The sequence below is a fragment of the Parvularcula lutaonensis genome (assembly GCF_014651915.1).
GTDB lineage: Bacteria > Pseudomonadota > Alphaproteobacteria > Caulobacterales > Parvularculaceae > Parvularcula > Parvularcula lutaonensis.
This window is the reverse complement of sequence record NZ_BMXU01000004.1, coordinates 18,660-39,053: the sequence shown is the minus strand read 5'-3', so window position 1 is coordinate 39,053 and position 20,394 is coordinate 18,660. Positions and strand designations below refer to the sequence as shown.

The 20,394-nt window shown below is 64.7% G+C and carries 18 protein-coding genes; 7 read left to right on the top strand and 11 right to left on the bottom strand.

Going from position 1 to position 20,394, the window contains the following annotated elements:
- Nucleotides 1-2: 2 nt before the first annotated feature.
- The 3 genes from IE053_RS14135 to IE053_RS14125 all read left to right on the top strand — a co-directional run bounded on the left by IE053_RS14135 (nucleotide 3) and on the right by IE053_RS14125 (nucleotide 5,877).
- Complete coding sequence (locus IE053_RS14135) at nucleotides 3-1,046, top strand: efflux RND transporter periplasmic adaptor subunit (protein WP_189577244.1); 1,044 nt, start codon at nucleotides 3-5, stop codon at nucleotides 1,044-1,046.
- Nucleotides 1,043-2,446 carry a TolC family protein gene (locus IE053_RS14130; RefSeq protein WP_189577242.1) on the top strand — a complete coding sequence of 468 codons (1,404 nt, stop codon included), beginning with the start codon at nucleotides 1,043-1,045 and terminating at the stop codon, nucleotides 2,444-2,446. Before IE053_RS14135 ends, IE053_RS14130 begins: the two co-directional genes overlap by 4 nt.
- 74 nt (nucleotides 2,447-2,520) lie before the next feature.
- Complete coding sequence (locus IE053_RS14125; protein WP_229786262.1) at nucleotides 2,521-5,877, top strand: S41 family peptidase; 3,357 nt, start codon at nucleotides 2,521-2,523, stop codon at nucleotides 5,875-5,877.
- A 79-nt stretch (nucleotides 5,878-5,956) separates the two neighbouring features.
- Here the strand turns inward: IE053_RS14125 and IE053_RS14120 are convergent, their stop codons facing one another.
- From IE053_RS14120 to IE053_RS14095, 6 genes are all read right to left on the bottom strand, one after another.
- Nucleotides 5,957-7,114 (bottom strand): bifunctional 2-methylcitrate synthase/citrate synthase, encoded by a 1,158-nt coding sequence (locus IE053_RS14120; protein ID WP_189577240.1) that lies wholly within the window; start codon nucleotides 7,112-7,114, stop codon nucleotides 5,957-5,959.
- A gap of 18 nt (nucleotides 7,115-7,132) precedes the next feature.
- Complete coding sequence (gene prpB / locus IE053_RS14115) at nucleotides 7,133-8,044, bottom strand: methylisocitrate lyase (RefSeq protein WP_189577238.1); 912 nt, start codon at nucleotides 8,042-8,044, stop codon at nucleotides 7,133-7,135.
- Nucleotides 8,045-8,047: 3 nt separating this feature from the next.
- Complete coding sequence (locus tag IE053_RS14110) at nucleotides 8,048-8,464, bottom strand: nuclear transport factor 2 family protein (protein ID WP_189577235.1); 417 nt, start codon at nucleotides 8,462-8,464, stop codon at nucleotides 8,048-8,050.
- Nucleotides 8,464-10,005: an MmgE/PrpD family protein gene (locus IE053_RS14105; RefSeq protein ID WP_189577233.1), complete on the bottom strand. Its 1,542-nt coding sequence runs from the start codon at nucleotides 10,003-10,005 to the stop codon at nucleotides 8,464-8,466. The genes IE053_RS14110 and IE053_RS14105 overlap by 1 nt, the downstream gene beginning before the upstream one ends.
- A 110-nt stretch (nucleotides 10,006-10,115) precedes the next feature.
- The gene (locus IE053_RS14100; RefSeq protein WP_189577231.1) at nucleotides 10,116-11,612 is read right to left on the bottom strand and encodes a CoA-acylating methylmalonate-semialdehyde dehydrogenase; all 1,497 of its coding nucleotides are present in this window, start codon (nucleotides 11,610-11,612) and stop codon (nucleotides 10,116-10,118) included.
- A 39-nt stretch (nucleotides 11,613-11,651) separates the two neighbouring features.
- The gene (locus tag IE053_RS14095) at nucleotides 11,652-12,878 is read right to left on the bottom strand and encodes an NAD(P)/FAD-dependent oxidoreductase (RefSeq protein WP_189577229.1); all 1,227 of its coding nucleotides are present in this window, start codon (nucleotides 12,876-12,878) and stop codon (nucleotides 11,652-11,654) included.
- A 144-nt stretch (nucleotides 12,879-13,022) separates the two neighbouring features.
- Between IE053_RS14095 and IE053_RS14090 the strand changes: the two genes are divergently transcribed.
- From IE053_RS14090 to IE053_RS14080, 3 genes are read left to right on the top strand one after another with little or no spacing between them, the layout of a single operon-like run.
- On the top strand, nucleotides 13,023-13,319 hold the full coding sequence (locus tag IE053_RS14090; RefSeq protein WP_189577227.1) for a hypothetical protein: 297 nt from the start codon (nucleotides 13,023-13,025) through the stop codon (nucleotides 13,317-13,319).
- Nucleotides 13,320-13,694 (top strand): hypothetical protein, encoded by a 375-nt coding sequence (locus IE053_RS14085; protein WP_189577225.1) that lies wholly within the window; start codon nucleotides 13,320-13,322, stop codon nucleotides 13,692-13,694.
- Complete coding sequence (locus IE053_RS14080; RefSeq protein WP_189577223.1) at nucleotides 13,681-14,724, top strand: sulfotransferase; 1,044 nt, start codon at nucleotides 13,681-13,683, stop codon at nucleotides 14,722-14,724. Before IE053_RS14085 ends, IE053_RS14080 begins: the two co-directional genes overlap by 14 nt.
- Here IE053_RS14080 and IE053_RS14075 read toward each other — a convergent pair.
- From IE053_RS14075 to IE053_RS14055, 5 genes are read right to left on the bottom strand one after another with little or no spacing between them, the layout of a single operon-like run.
- The gene (locus IE053_RS14075; protein ID WP_189577221.1) at nucleotides 14,694-15,653 is read right to left on the bottom strand and encodes a 5-oxoprolinase subunit C family protein; all 960 of its coding nucleotides are present in this window, start codon (nucleotides 15,651-15,653) and stop codon (nucleotides 14,694-14,696) included. The genes IE053_RS14080 and IE053_RS14075 overlap by 31 nt on opposite strands.
- Nucleotides 15,650-16,276 carry a 5-oxoprolinase subunit PxpB gene (pxpB, locus tag IE053_RS14070; RefSeq protein ID WP_189577220.1) on the bottom strand — a complete coding sequence of 209 codons (627 nt, stop codon included), beginning with the start codon at nucleotides 16,274-16,276 and terminating at the stop codon, nucleotides 15,650-15,652. Before pxpB ends, IE053_RS14075 begins: the two co-directional genes overlap by 4 nt.
- A complete protein-coding gene (gene pxpA, locus IE053_RS14065; protein WP_189577211.1) occupies nucleotides 16,269-17,015 on the bottom strand; it encodes a 5-oxoprolinase subunit PxpA in 747 nt (248 codons plus the stop codon). Before pxpA ends, pxpB begins: the two co-directional genes overlap by 8 nt.
- A complete protein-coding gene (locus tag IE053_RS14060; protein ID WP_189577209.1) occupies nucleotides 17,012-18,226 on the bottom strand; it encodes an NRAMP family divalent metal transporter in 1,215 nt (404 codons plus the stop codon). The genes pxpA and IE053_RS14060 overlap by 4 nt, the downstream gene beginning before the upstream one ends.
- Nucleotides 18,227-18,275: 49 nt before the next feature.
- On the bottom strand, nucleotides 18,276-19,160 hold the full coding sequence (locus IE053_RS14055; protein WP_189577207.1) for a CoA transferase: 885 nt from the start codon (nucleotides 19,158-19,160) through the stop codon (nucleotides 18,276-18,278).
- Between the two features lie 39 nt (nucleotides 19,161-19,199).
- Here IE053_RS14055 and IE053_RS14050 point away from each other — a divergent pair, with 39 nt between their 5' ends.
- Nucleotides 19,200-20,393 carry an acyl-CoA dehydrogenase family protein gene (locus tag IE053_RS14050; RefSeq protein WP_189577205.1) on the top strand — a complete coding sequence of 398 codons (1,194 nt, stop codon included), beginning with the start codon at nucleotides 19,200-19,202 and terminating at the stop codon, nucleotides 20,391-20,393.
- Nucleotide 20,394 lies beyond the last annotated feature (1 nt).

The following is a 20,394-nucleotide window of genomic DNA, read 5'->3' as shown; positions in this document are numbered from 1 at the left end:
CGATGCCTTTCCGTGAACGCCATATCCGGCACTTCAAGACCCTGGATTCCATCCGCGTGCCCCGCATCATGCGGGTTGTCGCGGGAATGCTGGTTTCTGCCGTCCTGGCCCTGGTCCTGTTCCTGGCATTTGTCCCTTGGGTCCAGACGACATCCGGGCCGGGGGTCGTGACCGCGCTCGATCCCAATGACCGGGTACAGGAAATCAACGCCCTCGTCTCAGGCCGGATCGACAAGTGGTATGTTCGCGACGGCTCCCATGTGAAGGCTGGCGATCCGATCCTCCGCCTCGCCGACAACGACCCGAACCTGATCGAACGTCTCAATGCGGAGCAACAGCAGCTCGTCCAGCAGCGCGATGCCGCAGCGGCGGCTCTGGCCACCGCCGAGATCGACCTCAGGCGGACCGAGAGCCTTTTCAGGGAGGGTCTCGCCTCCCGCCGCGACTTCGAGCAGGCGAGCATCAGGGTCGACGACCTGCGCGCGCGCCTCGCCTCCGCCGAAGCAGCCCTGACGCGCCAGGCGGTCGAAGCCTCGCGCCAGTCGCAGTTCCTGATCCGTGCACCGAGGGACGGGACGATCCTCCGGCTCGACGCTGGCGATACGTCGACCTTCATCTCCGCTGGCCAGACCGTCGCGACTTTCCAGCCGGACAATGCCGAGCGCGCTGTCGAGCTTTACATCGACGGCCGCGACGTCGCCCTTGTCTACCCCGGCGCGCCCGTGTCCCTTCTCTTCGAGGGCTGGCCAGCGGTCCAGTTCTCCGGCTGGCCGTCCATCGCCCGCGGGACCTTTGAAGGGGAGGTCATCTCCGTCGACCCCACCGCGCAGCCCGATGGCCAGTTCCGGGTCCTCGTGGGCCAGGCCCCTGATGCCGAGATCCCTTGGCCCGACGCCAGCTTCGTCCGCTTTGGCGCCACCGCCCGCGGCTGGGTGCTGCTGGAGACCGTGCCGCTCGGCTACGAGCTCTGGCGGCAGCTCAACAATTTCCCGCCGCGCTACACCCAAGGCGTGAACGGTCAGCAGGCGGAGCCTTCGGCAAGATGATGGCGCTGCGTCTTGTCCTTTTCCTGTCGCTCCTGCTCGGGCCCTCCCTCGCGCAGGAGCCTCTGCTCCCGTACATGGTCAGCCAGTCCGCCCGCACCCACTATCCTGCCGTGCTCGCAGCCGAAGCCGAGCGGAGGTCTGCCGAGGGTTCGCTCCTCTCCGCACGCGGCTCTTTCGACACCCGCGTGGAGAGCGAGGCGCGCGCCCGTCTCGAAGGGTTCTATTCAGGCGACATCCTGACCACGACGGTCAAGCGTCCGCTCGGCCCCCTCGGCGCGGAAGTTTATGGCGGCTACCGTATCTCCGACGGCGATTTTCCAACTTACGAAGACTATTATTTCACCAACCGGGCCGGAGAGGGAAAGATCGGCATCCTCTTCTCCCTCCTTCGCGACCGCAGCATCGACGCCCGGCGCTTCGGCGTGGCGCAGGCGGAGCTGGGGCTCGAGCTTGCCGAGCTCGACCTCCTCCTGACGCGGATCAATGTCCAGCGGGAGGCCCTCATTGCCTATTGGCGCTGGGTCGCCGCCGGGCGCGAGCTTGCCGCCTATCGCTCGCTTCTCACCCTCGCTGAGGAGCGCGACCGGGCCCTGCGCCGCGAGGTGGCATCCGGTGCCCGGGCGGAGATCTTCCTGACCGAGAACGCCCAGAACCTGACCCGCCGTCGCGAACTCGTCCGTCAGGCCGAGCGGGACCTCGCGCTGGCCGCCAACCGGCTGTCACTCTTCCTGCGCAGCGACGACGGCACGCCGATCATTCCGGACCCGGATCGCCTGCCGGAGAGCTTCCCGCTCACCCCGGCCGTGCCGAGCGCCGATGCCTATGCCACCCTCGCCATGCGGCCCGAGCTTCGTGCCCTCGCGCTCGAGCGCGACCTGGCGGAAAACGAACGCCGCCTCGCCCGGAACGACCTGCAGCCGCGCCTTGATGCCCGGATCGAGGCCCTCAACGACTTCGGCGATATCGGACCCGGTGGCGCAAGCCGTGACCCGGCCGAGCTGGTTGCAGGCGTCACCCTCTCCGTCCCGATCGGAAGGCGCGAGGCCAGGGGCCGCCTTCGGTCCGCAGAAGCCGAGATCGAGGCACTCGAACAGCAACGCCGCCTCCTCCGTGACCGGATCGAACAGGAACTCAGCGACATCATCATCACGCTGAACACCGCCCGTGACGTGCTCGCCCTTTCCCGTCAGGAAGTCGAGCAGGCCAGCATCATGGCGCGGTCGGAGAACGAGCTTTTCCGCGGCGGCGCCAGCGACATCTTCCGCATCAATCTGCGCGAGGAGGCCCTTGCCGACTCCCGCGTCCGGCTCGCCCGTGCCGAGTTCGCCTTGGCGTCAGCCGATGTCACCTACCGGGCGGCGGTGCTGGACATTGACAGTCTCGGCCTCGGCGAGCGCTGAGCAGTTCGGTTGCGGGCTGCCCTCCCGCCGGCTTACTGTTTCTCGGTAACAAGAGCAGACGAGGGAGAACACTCGTGAGGAAACGCCTGACAACCAGCGCCCTGGCCCTGACCCTTATGGCGGGCGCCGCCCATGCCGAGACCCTGCTGCTCGGTGACCCGGCGATCAGCGGCGACAGGATCGCCTTCACCTATGCCGGGGATATCTATGTCGCAGACCGGGACGGGCAGAACGCACGGCGCCTGACATCCCATCAGGGTTCGGAGCATACACCCCATTTCTCCCCCGATGGCTCGATGATCGCCTTCACCGGTGACTATGACGGCAATCAGGACGTCTATGTCGTCGATGCCGATGGCGGCGTGCCGAAGCGGCTGACCTGGCACGGCGAGGACGACATCGTGCAGGGTTGGTCCGCAGACGGATCGGCTGTCGCCTTCTCCTCGCCGCGTGAGACCAATCATGGCCGCTCGGACCAGCTCTACCATGTCAGCCCAGAAGGCGGGATGCCGGTCCGCCAGATGGATGCCCGCTTCGTCATGGGCGACTGGCACGAGGACGGCGAGGTCATTGCCTATATCCCGACCCGTGTGGCTTACAACGGCCTGTTCGGCGGCTCTTCCGGCTGGACCGGTTACAGGGGCGGCGCCAGCCCGTCGATCATCGTTCTCAATCCCGACACTGAAGAAATGACGGAAATTCCCGGCGACAGGACAACCGAAATCTTCCCGATGTTCCATGGCGACGATATCGTGTTCCTCTCCGACCGCGACGACAGCAAGCGCTTCAATGTCTATCGCTGGGATGCAGCCAGCCAGGAGGTCGAGCAGCTGACGGATGAAACCGACTGGGACATCATCGCCGCCGACATCCACGGCGACACGCTGATCTTCGAGCGTGGCGGCCGCCTTGCCCTGATGGATCTCGACAGCGGAGAAGAGACCCCCCTCCAGATCACGCTGAACGCTGATCTCCCCCAGCTCCAGCCCGGTTTCAAGGACGCCACCCGCAACATCGAAACGATCGCTATTTCTCCCACCGGGAAGCGGGCCATCGTGACCGCGCGCGGGGATGTCTTCACCCTTCCGGTCAAGGACGGCTCACCGCGCAATCTCACCGCGGAAGGCGGCGACCGTGCCTATTCCGGCCTTTGGTCCCCCGATGGCCAGCGCGTGGCCTATGTCCACGACGATGGCGAAACCCAGAGGCTCGTCCTGCGCAGCCAAGTCTATGACGGCGAGGCGGAAAGCCCCGGCCTGTCCGACGGCATCGCTTTTATCCGTTCCCTGATTGAGGGTGACTCTGCCGAGGCGAAGAGCTTTGACCTCGGTGATGGCTTCCACCAGCTTCTCGCCTTCACGCCCGACAGCGAGAGCATCATCCTCCAGGACGACCAGCTCCGCCTGCGGAGGATCGACCTCGATGACGGCGACAGCGACACCCTCGCCACCCATGAGCGCCGCGCGGGATTCGAGGTCTCGATCTCCCCGGACGGCCGCTGGCTTGCCACGTCGGTCGAGAAGGAGAACTTCATGCAGGACCTCGTCCTGATCGACCTCGAAAGCGGTCGCAGGCGTCAGGTCACGGTGTCTGACGGCATGGCCGACACGGGCGCTCCGGCGTTCAGCCGTGATGGGAAGTATCTCTACTTCACCGCCTCGACGAACTCGGGCCCGGCCCAGGTCGGCCTGGATCTCTCTTCGCAAGAGAAGCCCTACCGCGCCGGCATCTATGTCGCGGTCCTCTCTGACGAGGGCATGTCCCCGATGGCTGAAGGAAAGGGCGACGAGCCTGCGAAGCCTGGGAGAGACGACGAAGAAAAAAACGGCGAAAATGGCGAGGAGGATACTGGCGAGGAGGTGAAGACCGATCTTGACACGGATGACCTCATAACGAGGATCGTCGCCCTCCCCGTTCCCGAGGCGAGCTACTACAACATCCGCACTGTTGACGGCGGGGACCTCCTCTACCTGATGGCCGAGCAACCGGGGGCCGCGGTGAATCCTCCCGGTACGCCCTTTGCTGCCGGCACGAAGATGATGCGCTTCAGCTTCGATGACAAGAAGGCGTCCGAAGTGACAAGCGGCGTCTTCGGCTTCGAGGTCAGCCATGACGGCAAGCATATGATCGCCGTGAAGCCCGGTGGCCAAATGCTGGTCGGCGAGACCAAGCCGGGCGCCGAGCTCAAACCGCTCGACAGTTCCAGCATGCGCGTCATGGTCGACCCGCGGCAGGAGTGGGAACAGATCTTCGACGATGTCGTCCGCATGGAGGCGAAGTATTTCTACGACCCCGACATGCATGGCCTCGACTGGCAGGCCATGGCCGAGAAATACCGCCCCTTCCTGGACCATGTCGGCCGACGCGAAGACCTCAACACGGTCCTTGTCCAGATGATTGCCGAAATGCAGGTCGGACATAACCGTGTGGGTGGCGGCGATGTCTGGCGGGGCGAAGGTCCCGGCGTCGGCCTTCTCGGGGCTGACCTTTCCCCGGCTGGCGAAGGCGTCAGGATCGACCGCATCTATTCGGGCGAAGCATGGAACCCGTTCCTTCAAGGCCCGCTGGCCGAGCCCGGCCTCGATGTCGAGGAGGGAGACTTCATCCTCACCGTCAACGGCAAGCCGATTGGCGAAGACGGCAACATCTTCATGCATCTTCAGGGTACGGCAGGCCAGCAGGTGGTGCTCGGCGTTGCCGACAACCCTGAAGGCCGCGGTCTCCGCCCTGTGACCGTCAAGCCCGTCGGTGGCGAAGGGCTCCTGCGCCTGTGGTCCTGGGTCGAGGACAACCGCCGGATGGTCGAGGAGGAAACCGACGGTCGGGTCGGGTATGTCTACCTTCCGAACACGGCGGGTGCTGGCTACACCTTCTTCAACCGTATGTTCTTTCCGCAGTCGGGGCGCGACGGCATGATTATCGACGAACGCTCCAATGGCGGTGGCCAGGCTGCGAATTATATCACTGATGTCCTTGGCCGGAGCTATCTCGCCGGCTGGAAAGACCGCGTCGGCGCCGTTTTCAACACACCGGGCAGCGCGCATTACGGGCCGAAGGTGATGCTGATCGACCAGGACGCGGGTTCGGGCGGGGATTTCCTACCCTACGCCTTCCGCGAGGAAGAACTCGGCACGCTGATGGGTACCCGCACCTGGGGCGGCCTGATCGGCATCTCCGCCAACCCGTCGCTGATCGACGGCGGCTTCCTCACCGTCCCCTATTTCCGGTTCTTCGACGCCGACGGGGAGTGGTCGGTGGAGAATGAAGGCGTCGCCCCGGACGTCGAGGTCAAGCTCGACCCGGTCGCCACGAACAAGGGCGAAGACAGCCAGCTCAACGCCGCCATCGACAAGGTCATGGAGGACCTCGAAGGCTGGGTCGACCCGGTCCCGGACGAAGCGCCCGCCTATCCGACCGAGCTTGGCCAGTAAGGCCCCGCTCTTTCCAGAGCTCCAGCACAAAAAAAGGGCGGCCTCCGGGCCGCCCTCTCTTTTTCTTTGCCGCTGCGGGCTAGCGCTTGTCGATCGGGACGAATTCGCGCTGGCTTTCGCCGGTGTAGGCGCTCAGTGGACGGATCAGCTTGTTGTTACCAAGCTGCTCGATCACATGGGCGGTCCATCCGGTGATCCGGCTCATGACGAAGAGAGGCGTGAACATCGGGATCGGGAAGCCCATCAGGTAATAGGCCGGGCCCGCCGGGAAATCGAGGTTGGGGTAGATACCCTTGGCTTCGACCATGGTATCGTCGAGAATCCGGCTCATCTCCCAGTACTTCTTGGCCTCGTCCGTGCCCGTCACTTCGACCATCTTCTTGAAGTACTCGGTCATGGTCGGAACGCGGCTGTCGCCGGAGCGGTAGACCCGGTGGCCAAAGCCCATGATCTTCCGCTTCTCCTTGAGTGCCGTGAGCATCCACTCGCGCGCGTTTTCCGGCGAGCCGACTTCCTTCAGCATGTGCATCACGGCCTCGTTCGCGCCGCCGTGGAGCGGGCCCTTCAGCGCGCCGATGCCGCCGACGCAGGCCGAGTACATGTCTGATGTCGTCGAGGCGATCACACGCGCCGCGAAGGTCGAGGCGTTGAAGGAGTGCTCCGCGTAAAGAACCATTGAAACATCGAAGCACTTGACGACTTCCGGTGCCGGCACCTCGCCAAAGCACATGTGGAAGAAGTTTTCCGACCAATTGAGATCCGGGTTCGGGGCAATGGGGTCCTTGCCCTCGCGATGGCGGAACTCCGCCGCGACCATCTCCGGGATCCGCGCATACATCCGCACGGCGAGATCATAGAGCCCCTGCTGATTGAAGCCCCCCTCGTCCATGCCGGATCCGACATTCGCGTCCTTGTCTTCCTGCCCCGCGAAGGAAAGCGAGGTCCGGATCATGTCCATCGGGTGCGCGTCTTTGTTGTACTTCCGGATGACATCGTGGAGATCCTGCGGAATTCCGCGCTCGGAGCGTTCCTTGGCCCGGAACTCGTCCAGCTGTGCCTTCGTCGGAAGCTCGCCGTTCCAGATCAGGTAGGCAGTCTCCTCAAAGCTGCCATTCACCGCGAGATCCTGCACGGCATAGCCGCGATAGGTCAGCGAATTGGTCTCCGGCACAACTTTCGAAATCGCGGTATCGTCGGCAAGGACTCCCGCGAGGCCGTATTTCACTTCATCGGACATCGAACGTTTCCCTTGCTGTCATTCGGTCGGCGTGTCGCCGACCTCGAAATTGAAGATGTTCTGGTCAAACTTCGAATACTCTTCATACCGAAGATATTCATAGAGCGTCTTGCGGTGCTGCATCTTGTCGAGGATCGCGTTCTGGTCGCCTGCCTCGAGGATATGGTCGAGGCCGCGCTCCACTTCGCCCATGGCGAGGCGGAAGGTCGTCACCGGATAGATCACGATGTTGAAGCCGAGGTCTTCAAGCTCTTTCCTCGTCAGGAGGCGCGACTTGCCGAACTCGGTCATGTTGGCGAGGATCGGCACATCGATCGCTTCACGGACGGCTTCGAATTCCTTCTCGGACTTCATGGCCTCAGGGAAGATCATGTCCGCGCCTGCATCGACATAGGCTTTCATGCGGTCGATCGCCGCGTCGAGGCCCTCGACAGCGCGCGCGTCGCTCCGTGCAATGACGACGAAATTGGGATCGCGCTTGGCATCGACGGCGGCGCGCACCCGTTGCAGCATCACGTCGGTCGGCACGATCTCCTTGCCGTCGAGGTGGCCACAGCGCTTCGGCATCACCTGGTCTTCGATGTGACAGCCGGCGATGCCCTTTTCTTCCAGCATACGGACAGTCCGCGCTGCGCTCATCGGCTCGCCGAAGCCTGTATCGACATCCATGAAGGTCGGCAGGTCGGTGACACGGGCGATCTGCTCGGCGCGGTCGGCAAACTCGGTGAGTGTCGCGATACCGATATCGGGCAGGCAGAGATCCGCCGTCAGCATGGCCCCGCCGACATAGACGGCGTCATAGCCCTTGTCCTCGATCATCCGCGCCACATAGGGGCTGAATGCGCCAGGCACCTGGTGCAGCTTGCCGTCGTTCAGGATCCTGCGGAAGTCTTCGCGCTTTTCCGCCGCGTTCTTCTTGGTAAAGAGCATTCTCTAGCCTTTCTTCATCGCCGCCATCTGGTCCCCGATACGGGCACCCATTTCGGCAGCCAGCGCCTGCAGGCCGCTCATCGGGCGGATCATCACTTCAAAATCGATGATCTTTCCGTCCGCATCAAGACGGATAATATCGACGCCTTTGACCTGTTTATCGCCCACCTTCGCGGAGAATTCGAGGACGGCGGAGCCATTCTCCGCATCCTCGAACTCACGGTGATAGGTGAAGTCCTCGAAAACCTCGATCACCGTGGACAGCGCGAGGCAGAGGGCAAATGCCCCCGGATAAGGCGTATGCGCCACCGGAGAGCGAAAGACCGCCTGCGGATGAACGATATCGGCAAGCGCCTCCATGTCACGGGTCGCGACAATCCGGTGCCATTGCTTGATCGTCTCGCGGGCGGCCTCGTTCATCAGAAAATGCCTTTCCGGAGGTTTTCCTCCAGATAGCCCTGCGGCGCGACCGGGTTGAGGGTCAGGATCTCTTCCGGGGACAGGTCCGGCAGGCGCTGGACCAACTCGAGGAAGCGGTCGCTCTCGGACTTGTCGAGAATATCTTCCGTAAGCGTCACGAACTTCCTGATATACTCCTCGCGGCCGAAGGGGCGGGCGCCGTCCGGGTGGGCATTGGCAAGGGCTTTTTCATCCTCGAGCACCGTGCCGTCCTTCATGGTGACCACGACCTTGGCGCCGAAGGCTTTCTCTTTCGGGTCTTGGCTGTGGTAGCGGCGCGTCCACTCCGGGTCCTCGGTGGTCGAGATCTTGTGCCACAGCTCCACCGTATCGGGGCGCTGGGCACGTTCGGGGGCATACGAACGGACATGGTGCCACTCACCGTCCTGGAGGGCAACGGCGAAGATATACATGATCGAGTGGTCGAGCGTCTCCCGCGAGGCGTGGGGGTCCATCTTCTGCGGGTCGCCCGAACCGGTGCCGATCACGTAGTGGGTATGGTGCGACGTGTGCAGAACGATTGACTCGACATTCTCGAAGCCGCCAGCATCGCGGATGCGCGGCCCCATGTCGAAGGCGAGGTCGATCAGCGCCTGGGACTGGTACTCGGCCGAATGCTCCTTCGTGTAGGTCTCGAGGATGGCGCGTTTGCTCTCACCGGCGCCGGGCAGAGGCACGTGGTAGGTCGGCTCGTAGGGCGACTTGCCCTGGTCGCGCGCCGTGCGGCCGTTCAGGATGAAGCTGATGATCGAGTCCTCGCCCTCATAGATCGGAGACGGAGCACCTTCGCCGCGCATGCAGCGGTCGACGGCCTCGATGGCCTGCTTGCCGGCATAGGCCGGGGCGAAGGCTTTCCATGAGGAAATTTCGCCCTTGCGCGATTGCCGTGTGCTGATGGTCGTATGAAGGGCCTGCTGGATCGACTGGAAGATGACTTCCTTGTCGAGGCCGAGCAGCGTGCCGAGGCCGGCCGAAGCCGAGGGGCCGATATGGGCAATATGGTCGATCTTGTGCTCGTGCAGGCAGATGCCTTTGACGAGGTTGACCTGGATTTCGTAGCCCGTGGCGATGCCGCGGATGAGGTCCTTGCCGCCCTTGCCCATCTGCTGGGCCACGGCGAGGATCGGCGGGATGTTGTCGCCTGGGTGCGAATAGTCGGCCGCCAGGAATGTGTCGTGGAAATCGAGCTCGCGCACGGCCGTGCCGTTGGCCCAGGCTGCCCATTCGGCGCACACGCGGGTGTCGGTGGGCAGGCCGAAGAGGGTCGCGCCGCCATTGCGCAGATGCGCCTTGGCCTGGGCGCGCGCCGTCTTGATCGGGCCGCGGTTGAGCGAGGCGATGGCCACCGAGGCGTTATCGATGATCCGGTTGATGATCATCTCGGTAACATCGTCGTCGACCTCGACCGGGTCGGCGGCCACTTCGGCCATCTTCCATGCGAGCTGGTCTTCGCGCGGCAGCTTATCCTTGGACGGATGGGCGCGAACGTCGTGGATTTTCATAATCAGTCAGTCTTTCGTCTTCGTGCGGGCGGCGCCTGAGCGCCTGTTCAAATGATATATCTTTTGCGCCAATACCCCGCTATCACTGGCGGGGCGAATGAGCAACGCGGCTACTGCATCGTCGGGATGATGAAGCTCTGGTCGCCGATATCCCCTTCGGGCCAGCGCTCGGTGACGGTCTTGATCTTGGTCCAGAAGCGGACGCCCTCGGGCCCGTGCTGGTTCACGTCACCGAAGGCCGAGCGCTTCCAGCCGCCAAAGGTGTGATAGCTGACGGGCACCGGGATCGGCACGTTGATGCCGACCATGCCGACCTGCACCTTGGAGGCAAACTCGCGGGCAGCAGCGCCCGAGCGGGTGAAGATGGCCACGCCGTTTCCGTACTGATGTTCGGAAGGAAGGCGGGCGGCTTCTTCGAGGCTCTCGGCACGGACGACCTGCAGAACCGGGCCGAAGATCTCCTCCTTGTAGGACCGCATTTCCGGCTTCACGTGATCGAACAATGACGGGCCGATGAAGTAGCCTTCCTCATGGCCCTGCAGTTTGAAACCGCGGCCATCGAGCTTGAGATCGGCGCCCTCGTCCACACCCATCTGGATGTAGCTCTCGACCCTTTCTCTGTGTGCGGCGGAAACGACGGGGCCGTAATGGGCGTCGGGGTCGGTGGAGATGCCGACGCGCAGTTTCTGCGCTTCTTCCATCATCGCCTCGACGAAGGTGTCGGCCGTCTTCTGTCCCACGGGCACGGCGACGGGAAGGGCCATGCAGCGCTCGCCCGCCGAGCCATAGGCGGCACCGACGATGTCCTTGACGACCTGGTCCATATCGGCGTCCGGCATGATGATGCCGTGGTTCTTCGCGCCGCCCATGGCCTGGACGCGCTTGCCGTGCTCCGCACCCTGCCTGTAGACATAATGCGCGATATCCGAAGAGCCGACGAAGCTGACGCCCTTGATATCAGGGTGCTGAAGGATTGCATCGACCGCCTCCTTGTCGCCATTGACCATGTTGAGGACCCCGCCCGGCGCCCCCGCTTCCATGAACAGCTCGCAGAGCCTCAGCGGGACCGAAGGGTCCTTCTCGGATGGCTTGAGGATGAAGGTGTTCCCGCACGCCACCGATACGGCAAACATCCAGCAGGGGATCATCGCCGGGAAATTGAAAGGCGTGATGCCCGCCGTCACGCCAAGGGGCTGGCGCATGGAATAGACATCGATGCCCGGACCTGCACCCTCCGTGTACTCCCCTTTGAGGAGGTGCGGGATACCGCAGGCGAACTCGACCACGTCGAGGCCGCGCTGCACGTCTCCCTTGGAGTCGGAGATGACCTTGCCGTGCTCGGAGCTCAGGAGCTCCGCCAGCTCGTCCATGTTCTCTTCGACGAGGCGCTTGAAGTTGAACAGGACCCGCGCGCGACGCTGCGGGTTCATGGCCGACCAGCCGGGAAGAGCCGCCTTGGCGGCTTCGACCGCGCGACCGACCTCGTCCGTGGTGGCGAGGGCGACACGGCCCTGCACCTGGCCCGTGTTGGGGTCGTAGATATCGCCGAAGCGGCCGGACTGGCCCTCGACCCGTTCGCCGTTGATGAAGTGCGTGACCTCGCGCATGGCGTTTCTCCCTGGTATTTTTGTTTTCTGAGCGCGCCTTTAGGCCACCAGCTCGGTCAGCGCGACCCCTGCATCAGCGATCCGGTCGCGATCCACCGAGGCGCGATCACCGATGAGTTTCCGGGCCATAACGAAGTCCCTAGGCGCGTTGACAGCATCCACAGCAAGAAGCTGCGCGCCTTTCAGGTAGACGACTGAGAAGGCGCGGGTACCAGGGTCTCCGCGCACGATCGTGCTATCGTAGCCGTGCAGGAGGCCGGCTGTTTGCAACTTGAGGTCGTACTGGTCGGACCAGAACCAGGGCACCTGGTCATAGGGTTTTTTCTCGGCAGCGATCGCCCGGGCCACGGTCATGCCCATGTCGTTGGCGTTCTGGACGCTCTCGAGCCGGATCTCGCGGCCTCCGGCATAGGCGTTCCGGTGCAGCGCGCAGTCGCCGATCGCGAAGACATCGGGCAGCGAGGTCTGGCAGAACGCGTCCACCCGGACGCCGTTCCCGCCTTCGGCGCCGGCCTCGAGAAGCGGTTCGACAGCGGGCGTGATGCCGATCCCGACGATGACCATCTGGGCCGGAATGACGGACCCGTCGGCCATACGAACGCCCTCGACCGCTTTCCCGCCGAGGATGCAGTCCACCTGCGCCGCGAGCCCCAGGTCCACCCCCTGCCGCCGGTGCTCGTTCTCGAAGAAACGGCTGAGCGGTTCTCCGGCAACCCGTGCAAGGACCCGGTCCTGGGCTTCGAGCAGCACAACCTTCTTGCCGAATTTGCGCAGCACCGCCGCAGCTTCCAGCCCGATATAGCCGCCGCCGATGACCACCGCCTGATCGAGCGCGCCGATCTCGGACATCATCCTGTCCGCATCTGCGCGGGTCCTGACTGTGTGAACCCCCGGCAGGGCCTCGCCATCGCAGGACAGCCTGCGTGGATTGCCGCCAGCGGCCCAGACGAGCCTTCCGTAGCCGATGACTTGCCTGTTCGCCGTTGTGACCTCCCGCGCCTCCGGATTTACGGAATTCACTGTTTCACCGAGGAGAAACTCGACCTCGCGCTCGGCCCAGAAGGTTTCGGGCCGGATCAGCAGACGGTCGAAACTCTTCTCCCGCGCAAGGTACTCCTTTGACAGGGGCGGGCGCTCATAGGGCAGCTCCGGCTCCGCCCCGATGACGAGGACAGAGCCCTCGAACCCCAGCTTGCGCAGGTTGGCGGCACAGGACGCGCCGGCATGGCCAGCCCCGACGATCACGACATCTGCAGAACGCACCATCACTCATCCTTCGGTCTTGGCCGCCGTCTAGACCAACCACCGGGGCTTGTCGCCATGACCGCGATGCAATCGTGCACCTGCAGCAGGGCGCTGACTCAGGTTGCATTTTCGTGCATAAAAGCAGGGTCAGGGGAGACATCTGCCATGAAGCGCGCAATCTTATCCGCTTCGGTCGTCGCATTGGCCTTGCTTGGGCAAGCCCATGCCTATACCGGCCCGGGGCTCGGCCTCGGCACCATCATGGTGGTGCTCGGGTTCATCGGTTCCATCTTCGTCGCGATTTTCGCGGCCGTCTGGTATCCGATAAAACGGATGTTGCGGAAGAAGAAGACCGCCTCCGCCGACCAGCCGGCCGCCGTGAGCCCCCTCGCCGCAGGCGAGCCTGCCAAGATGGACGAGCCGCCGCGCGACCAGGCGACCGCTCCGGGCACCGCCGAATAGATGCCGGCCTCCTTGGTGGTGGCCGTCCTGACGGTCATCTCTGTCGAGCTTTTCCTCCGCCTGCCGATCCTCGCCACCATCGGCACGGTGTCGGGTTCTGCCCGCCGCTCCTTCGAAGTGATCCGGGCGAAGGCGATCTCCGACCATTGGAAAGAGCAGGTCCTGCCCGCCTATTCGGGCCGGATGATGGCGGGAACTGTCAGGCTCGCTGTCCTCCTTGTGCTGATGTTCACGCCGTTCATCCTTGCTGGCATCCTTTCCTCGCTGGGCGGTGGTGAGCTTTACGCCTTCATGACGAGCCTTCCCGGCATCGCCCTCTCGGTCGTGGTCGCGATGGTCTACGGTTTCGCGCGGAGGCGTTTTGTCCGCCACTGAATACAGCCTTCTCGACAGGTGGTTCCACAGGCTGACGCTGGCGGGCAACGCCGCGCCGAGCGCGCTCTTCGACGTGGAGAAGACCCTTTTCGGCAAGGACCTTCCCGACGTGACGTCCGGGCACCATGTCTTCGTCGCAGGCCTTGCGCGCGCAGGCACGACGCTCCTTATGCGGACGCTTTACGAGACCGGCGCCTTTGCCTCCCTGACCTACCGCGACATGCCCCTCGTGACCGCGCCCAATCTCTGGCAGCGGCTTTCAGGACGCGCACAAAAGGAAGGCGAGGAAGCCGAGCGCGCCCATGGCGACGGTATGCTGGTGGATTTCGACAGTCCCGAGGCTCTCGAAGAGGTCTTCTGGCGCAGCCAGGTTCGTCCGTCCTATATCGGCGGCGAAGCGCTGCGGCCCGTGACCGTCAGTGGCGAGACGATTTCGGACTTCCGCGTCTATGTCGCGCTCATTCTCCGGCGCTACGGGCGCCAGCGCTATCTCGCCAAGAACAACAACGCGATCCTCCGCCTGCCCGTGATCGCCGCCGCTTTCCCGGAAGCGACGATCCTCGTCCCCTTCCGCGACCCCGTCGCCCAGGCCCGGTCGCTGCTGACCCAGCACCGGCGTTTCCTCGAAACCCACGCAGCAGACCGCTTCTCGCGGGACTATATGGGCTGGCTCGCGCACCATGAGTTCGGCAGCGATCACAGGCCGTTCGTCTTCTCTGCGACTGCCCCTCCGCCGCCTACGGACGAAGCCGAGAGCCTTGATTACTGGCTGGCACGGTGGAACGAAGCCTACCGTTTCCTTCTCAGCCAGGCAGAGGGCCTTCCCGGCAGGGTCCGGTTCTTCTCCTACGAGCGGTTCACAGACGATCCGGGAGGGGTAAGGGACAGGCTCTTCGACCTCCTCGGCCTCCTCGCGCCGTCGCAGCCCATGGAAGTCCGAAAGCCTGCGCCGGTCGTGGTGGACGGCAGTCCCCCGCACCTTCCAGCGGCGCAGGCGACCTATGCCGAGCTGAACGACCGGGCGCTCTGACCGCCAAGCCAGCTCTCCAACAGCCGCTCCCTCAGCACGAGATCCGCCACTGCCGCCTCCGGCGTCTTGAGGAAGAAACGGACCTGCGAACGCGGCGTGATCTGGCCCAGCAAATAGGTGTCCACCGTCGCGACCGAGAGGATGCGTGCGTAGCCGCCCGTGGTTTGCGCGTCCGGGCCGAGGATGATCGGCTCACCACCCTCAGGGCACTGAATGGTTCCGGGAAAGACTGCCGCGCTATTCATTGGCGGGGCTGGGCGAAGGGAGACAGGGTTGTCCTTGAGCCTGATGCCCATGCGATCGATCTGGGTCCCCGCCATGAAGGGCTTTTCGAAGATCTCCCTCCGCGATTTCGCCGTGAGGCGCTCGAACTCCGCAGACGGAACGACACGCAGGATCGTGCTCGTTCCAAACACGGAACGCAGCTCGGCCGGGGTCGCGTCCCCCTCATGCGCTGGCCCTTGTCGGCCAAGCGCCAGTCGGTCCCCCTCACGCAGGGCGCGGCCTTCATGGCCTCCGAAACCGCCAGGCAGGTAGGTCGAAGGCGAGCCGAAAGCAGTTTTCACATCAATCCCGCCGCCTGTGGCAAGATAGATCCGCATACCGCGCTGGGCAGGCCCGATCGCGACACGCTCACCAGCCCCCACCCGGAGGGCGCGATGCATAGCCTGCGGACGTCCGTCGATCGTGACCGAGGCATCAGCACCGGTCACGGCGACCAGCCTCTCCTCCGTGAACAGGCATTCAAAGTTCCCAAAAGTCACTTCCAAGCCCGGAGCACGAAGGTCATTCCCGCACAGACGGTTCGCCATCGCAAGGGAGAGGGGGTCCGCAGGCCCCGACCAGGGCATGCCGAAATGCCTGAGGCCGGTGCGCGGCGAGCCCTGAACCGTGGTCTGGACGCCGGGTTTGAGAACATTGAGGGTCATTGCGGCACGAACCTCACCCGCCTGCCAGGTTCGAGCACGAAAGGCTGTTCGGCGTCGGCATCGAAGAGCGCCATGCCCGTCCGTCCAACCAGCGGCCAACCGCCCGAGCCATCCAGCGAGTAGATTCCGGAAAAACTGCCGCCGATCCCCACCGATCCCGCCGGGACCCGCAGCCTCGGCTCGGCCAGCCTCTCGGTGGCAAGCCTCGGGTCAAGACCGCCGAGATAGGCAAAACCGGGAAGGAATCCGAGAATTTCGACCGTGTACTGGGCACCTGAATGAAGCGCGATCACCTCGTCCGGCGAAAGGTCGCACGCCCTCGCCACCCGGCCAAGGTCAGGGCCGTCCTCGCCGCCATAGCGCACCGGGATCTCCACGAGCGGCGCTGCGCGCTCGTCGATCGGCGTGCTCCGGCCTGCGAACTCTTCGAGAACCCGCCCGGCTTCCTGCAAGGTCTTTCGCAGGGGATTGACGAGAACCGACACGCTGTCGAGGCCGGGCACGACCTCCTCGAACATGACCTCCTGCCGCAGGCGTTCGGCAATCCCCCGCGCCTCGGCAGCGCTCGCGACGCCAATCGTCAGGGCCCGGTCCGAAAGGATGGTAACGCGGCGATCAGCCATAGGGCGCCCTCACCTCGACGCCCTCCTCCTCAAGCAGCGAACGGACCGCACGGGCCGTCTCCAGGGCGCCGTCCGCATCCCCATGCAGGCAGATCGTCTGGACCCTGAGGGCGAGGGTCCCTCCGCCGGGCAGCTCCATCGGCAGCCCCTTGGCAAGGCGGAGCGCTTGCTCCGCGCGCCGGGCCTGGTCCGCGATCACCGCTCCCTGCTCGCTCCGCGGAGTGAGACTGCCATCCGGCCGGTAGCTCCGGTCGCAGAAACCCTCGGCAACGAAACGGATCCCGGCCTCCGCCGCCGCACGCGCAAGCTCTGACGACGGAGGGCCGACCAGCGCGGCCCCCTCAAGGTCGCCTGCGGCCACCGAAGCGAGAACAGCGGCAAGCTGCGCCCTTTTGGCCGCGTCATTGTATAGCGCGCCGTGGGGCTTGAGATGGGTCAGCGTCACGCCTTCCTCCGAGGCAACACGCGCCAGCGCCCTCACCTGCTCCGCCAGGCTGTCCGTCAGCTCACGGATCCCGATGTCGAGGCTCCTGCGACCAAAGCCGTCGCGATCGGGATAGGACGGGTGCGCTCCTGCGCAAACACCCGCCTGTTTCGCCGCGCGCAGGGTTGTCCGCATGCTGTCCTCGTCGCCTGCATGGCCGCCACAGGCGATGTTGCAGCTTGAAAGATACCGCATCATCGCCGCGTCGCTCGGCACCCCCTCCCCAAGGTCCGCGTTCAGGTCGATCGTCGTCATGGCCAGACCCCGAAAGCGCGCGCGACGCCCCTGAGCCCGAAGAACAGCGTGATGAGGACCACGCCACCGCCAAGGACATTGCTCAAGGCCCCGTTGGCGTGTTCGCCCAGGAGCGTGCGCCTGTTCATCATCACAAGGAGGAACACCCCGACGATGGGCAACAGGAGACCGTTCGCCGCCTGCGCCAGCAAGATCAGCGTCTCCGGCCTGACGCCGAGGGAGCCGGTCACCGCGCCCGCGGTCAGGACCACAAGGGCAGTCACCCGGAAGATCGTCCGTGTCCGCGCGTGGATGCCACCGCCGAACAGCTCCCCGGCCACATAGCCCGCCGCCATCGGTGCTGTGATCGCCGAGCTGAGCCCGGCGGCGAGAAGACCTGTCCCGATTACCCAGCGGCCCGCCGCCCCGAAGGCAGGCTCGAGAGCCGATGCAAGTCCTGGAATGCCCCCATCGGAACCGCTCGACGCCGCCCCACTGACAAGGATCGCGGCGGATACCAGCCCGCCAAGTCCCACCGCCAGCACGGTGTCGCGGCGTGCGGCCCGGACGGCACCCGCTCCCTCGAACCGGCGCTTCGCTGCAGCCGCGTGGAGAAAAAGGTTATACGGAACGATTGTCGTCCCAAGCAGCGCGATCAGCGGCAGCAATGCTCCATCCGGCACCCGCGGCACGAGGCCCTTTGCAATCGCGGTCGGCCCCACCCCTGAAAACAGCGCAGCGATCAGGAAAGCCGTCGCCATGATCATGACAAAGACGATCAGCACGCCCTCGACGAGCTTGTATTTCCCCGGCAGCAGGATCCCCGCCGCCACCAGCGCCAGGGCCGGAACCACGACCCTCCGGTCCAGCTCGCCCAGAAGGCTTTCCGCGCCTAAGGATGCCCCGACAAGGTTGCCTCCTTCATAGGCGATGTTGCCGATGACGATTGCCGTCAGGACGAGCCCGAGCGCGGCAAAGCGCAGGCGGCCCTTGCCCGAGGCCGAGGCCAGCGCCTCGCCCAGCCCGCTGCGCGCGCCGGCGCCCAGCCTTGCCGCCATCTCCTGCAGCACGATCGTCGCGACCGTCGCGAAGACCAACACCCACAGGAGCACCGTGCCGAAACCCTGCCCGGCCAGCACGCAGGTCGTGACGGTGCCCGGCCCGATGAAGGCCGCTGCGACGAGCACGCCGGGACCGAACCCCTGCCTCGCTGTTTGTCCTTGGTCGCCCATCGGGAAGAGTTAGCCGCGACGCACCGGGAAGTCCAAAAAGGCGGCAGCGCTAGCGAAAGCTCTTGAGGGGCAGGTCGTTGTCCGCCGCAAGCGCGTCGACTTCGGCCACCGTCTTGCCCGAGAAAAACTGCCTCGGATCGTCCCCTGCCAACGCTGCGAAACGCATCGCGAAATGCGGCTCGATCGCGGCACAGGCGACAAAACCGTCTTTGAGCGGATAGATCGCATAGGCGTTGAGCGCGCCGGAGAGAACGCCGCCGTCCACCGTCAGGCCGTGGCGCACTGGCTGGGCGAAGCGCTCGGCAGCCTGCTTGAGGCCGACCACCGCGTGCCGGGCGGCTTTCCCGCGCTCCCGCGCCAGGAGCAGCGACAGGCTCGCGGCCACCGCATCATCCGCTCCGGCCATATCTGCAATGACCGTGCGCGGCATGGCCGTCCCGTCCACCAACCCGACCTCCGCCTGGTAGGTCAGGTCGTGGCCGGGCACATCGGGATTCTCCGTGTCCCCCACGATCTCGACCCAGCAGAGGCCCGGATTGAGGCTTGCCAGCGCCTCCTCCGTAATGCCGAGGCGCTGCAACCCGCTTCGCCTGTGGCTCGTGATGAGGAGATCGGCATCGCGAAGATGGGCGTCGAAGCGCTCCCGGTCTTCGGATGCGCGCAGGTCCAGTGATTCAACCGCTGCGGATGCTCCGCACACTTCGTCATACCACGCCTTCGCGCCCATGGAGAGAAGGTCCCCCGACGGCGGCTCGATCTTGAGCACATCCATGCCGAGCGCAGCCAGCCGAACGGTGGCGACCGGGCCTGGAAGGTTGGTGGCAATTGACACCGCGCGGAAGCCGGACAGCGGCAAATCCTCTGACTGGGGCACCCCGAAACCTCTCGACAAACCTGCCCTGAGCTTGACGTCCGCCCGGCCTCCCGTCAACATGTTGAACGTTCATCATGTAATTGCAGCAGGGATCACGCCATGTCCGCCAGCGAGAAAAAAGAGGCCTTCAACCCTGTCCCGGAGGTCCAGCCGCTGATCGGGCGGACCCTGTTCAACGAGACCCATGAGGCGTTCCGCGAGACCGCGCGCCGCTTCTTCGAGCGCGAGGTGGCCCCCAATCACAGCCGCTACGAGGAACAGGGGCATGTCGACCGCGATCTGTGGAACAAGGCCGGTGAGGCGGGGCTTCTCCTGACCGCCATCCCGGAGGAGTATGGCGGCCTTGGCGGCGACCGGATCGTCAGTGCCGTGATCATGGAGGAGCAGGCGCGAGTCGGTGCTTCCGCGGTGGGCTTCTCCCTCCACTCCGACATCGTTGCGCCCTATATTTTCAATTTCGGCACGGAAGAGCAGAAGCAGAACTACCTTCCGAGAATGGCCTCCGGCGAGCTTGTCGGCGCCATCGCCATGACCGAGCCCGGCACGGGCTCCGACCTGCAGGGCATCAAGACGCGTGCCGAGGACAAGGGCGACCACTGGCTTCTCAACGGCTCCAAGATCTTCATTACCAATGGCTATCTCTGCGACATCGTCATTGTCGCGGCGAAGACCGGCAATTCCGGCCAGGGCAGTGCCGACACCAGCCTCTTCATCGTCGAGGCTGGCCTTGACGGCTTCACCAAGGGCACGCCGCTCAAGAAGATCGGCATGAAGGGCCAGGACACCTGCGAGCTTTTCTTCTCCGACGTGAAGCTGCCGAAAGACGCCATCCTCGGGGCACCGGGCACGGGCTTCGGTATGCTGATGAAAGAACTCGCCTGGGAGCGGCTCCTGATCGCGATCCTCGCCCAGGGCGCAGCCGAGTTCGCCTTCGAGCACACCCTCGACTACGCCAAGAATCGCCAGGCGTTCGGCCGCCCCATCGCGAGCTTCCAGGTCCAGCGGCACAAACTCGCCCAGCTCGCCTCGGAGGTCAGTCTCGGTCGTGTTTACACGGATGAATGCCTGCGCGCGGAGGTCGAAGGCCGCCTCTCTCCTGCCGGGGCCGCTTCGGCCAAGTGCTGGGTGTCGGAGATGTGCAGCCGCGTGATCGATCAGTGCGTGCAGATTCACGGCGGCTATGGCTTCATGTGGGAGTATCCCGTGGCGCGCGCCTTTGTGGATAACCGTGTGCACCAGATCTACGGCGGAACCAATGACATCATGCGTGAGCTGATCGCGCGCAGCCTGTGAG

Bases quoted from the DNA above. Each gene is read 5' to 3' on its own strand.
- IE053_RS14100 (WP_189577231.1), bottom strand. From the start codon at position 11,612: ATGCGCGAGGTCACGCACTTCATCAACGGCGAACGGGTCGAGGGCCAG.
- prpB (WP_189577238.1), bottom strand. From the start codon at position 8,044: ATGCTCTTTACCAAGAAGAACGCGGCGGAAAAGCGCGAAGACTTCCGC.
- IE053_RS14095 (WP_189577229.1), bottom strand. From the start codon at position 12,878: ATGGTGCGTTCTGCAGATGTCGTGATCGTCGGGGCTGGCCATGCCGGC.
- IE053_RS14105 (WP_189577233.1), bottom strand. From the start codon at position 10,005: ATGAAAATCCACGACGTTCGCGCCCATCCGTCCAAGGATAAGCTGCCG.
- IE053_RS14055 (WP_189577207.1), bottom strand. From the start codon at position 19,160: ATGTTGACGGGAGGCCGGGCGGACGTCAAGCTCAGGGCAGGTTTGTCG.
- IE053_RS14060 (WP_189577209.1), bottom strand. From the start codon at position 18,226: ATGGGCGACCAAGGACAAACAGCGAGGCAGGGGTTCGGTCCCGGCGTG.
- IE053_RS14135 (WP_189577244.1), top strand. From the start codon at position 3: ATGCCTTTCCGTGAACGCCATATCCGGCACTTCAAGACCCTGGATTCC.
- IE053_RS14130 (WP_189577242.1), top strand. From the start codon at position 1,043: ATGATGGCGCTGCGTCTTGTCCTTTTCCTGTCGCTCCTGCTCGGGCCC.
- IE053_RS14085 (WP_189577225.1), top strand. From the start codon at position 13,320: ATGCCGGCCTCCTTGGTGGTGGCCGTCCTGACGGTCATCTCTGTCGAG.
- IE053_RS14050 (WP_189577205.1), top strand. From the start codon at position 19,200: ATGTCCGCCAGCGAGAAAAAAGAGGCCTTCAACCCTGTCCCGGAGGTC.
- IE053_RS14120 (WP_189577240.1), bottom strand. From the start codon at position 7,114: ATGTCCGATGAAGTGAAATACGGCCTCGCGGGAGTCCTTGCCGACGAT.
- IE053_RS14110 (WP_189577235.1), bottom strand. From the start codon at position 8,464: ATGAACGAGGCCGCCCGCGAGACGATCAAGCAATGGCACCGGATTGTC.
- IE053_RS14075 (WP_189577221.1), bottom strand. From the start codon at position 15,653: ATGACCCTCAATGTTCTCAAACCCGGCGTCCAGACCACGGTTCAGGGC.
- IE053_RS14090 (WP_189577227.1), top strand. From the start codon at position 13,023: ATGAAGCGCGCAATCTTATCCGCTTCGGTCGTCGCATTGGCCTTGCTT.
- pxpA (WP_189577211.1), bottom strand. From the start codon at position 17,015: ATGACGACGATCGACCTGAACGCGGACCTTGGGGAGGGGGTGCCGAGC.
- pxpB (WP_189577220.1), bottom strand. From the start codon at position 16,276: ATGGCTGATCGCCGCGTTACCATCCTTTCGGACCGGGCCCTGACGATT.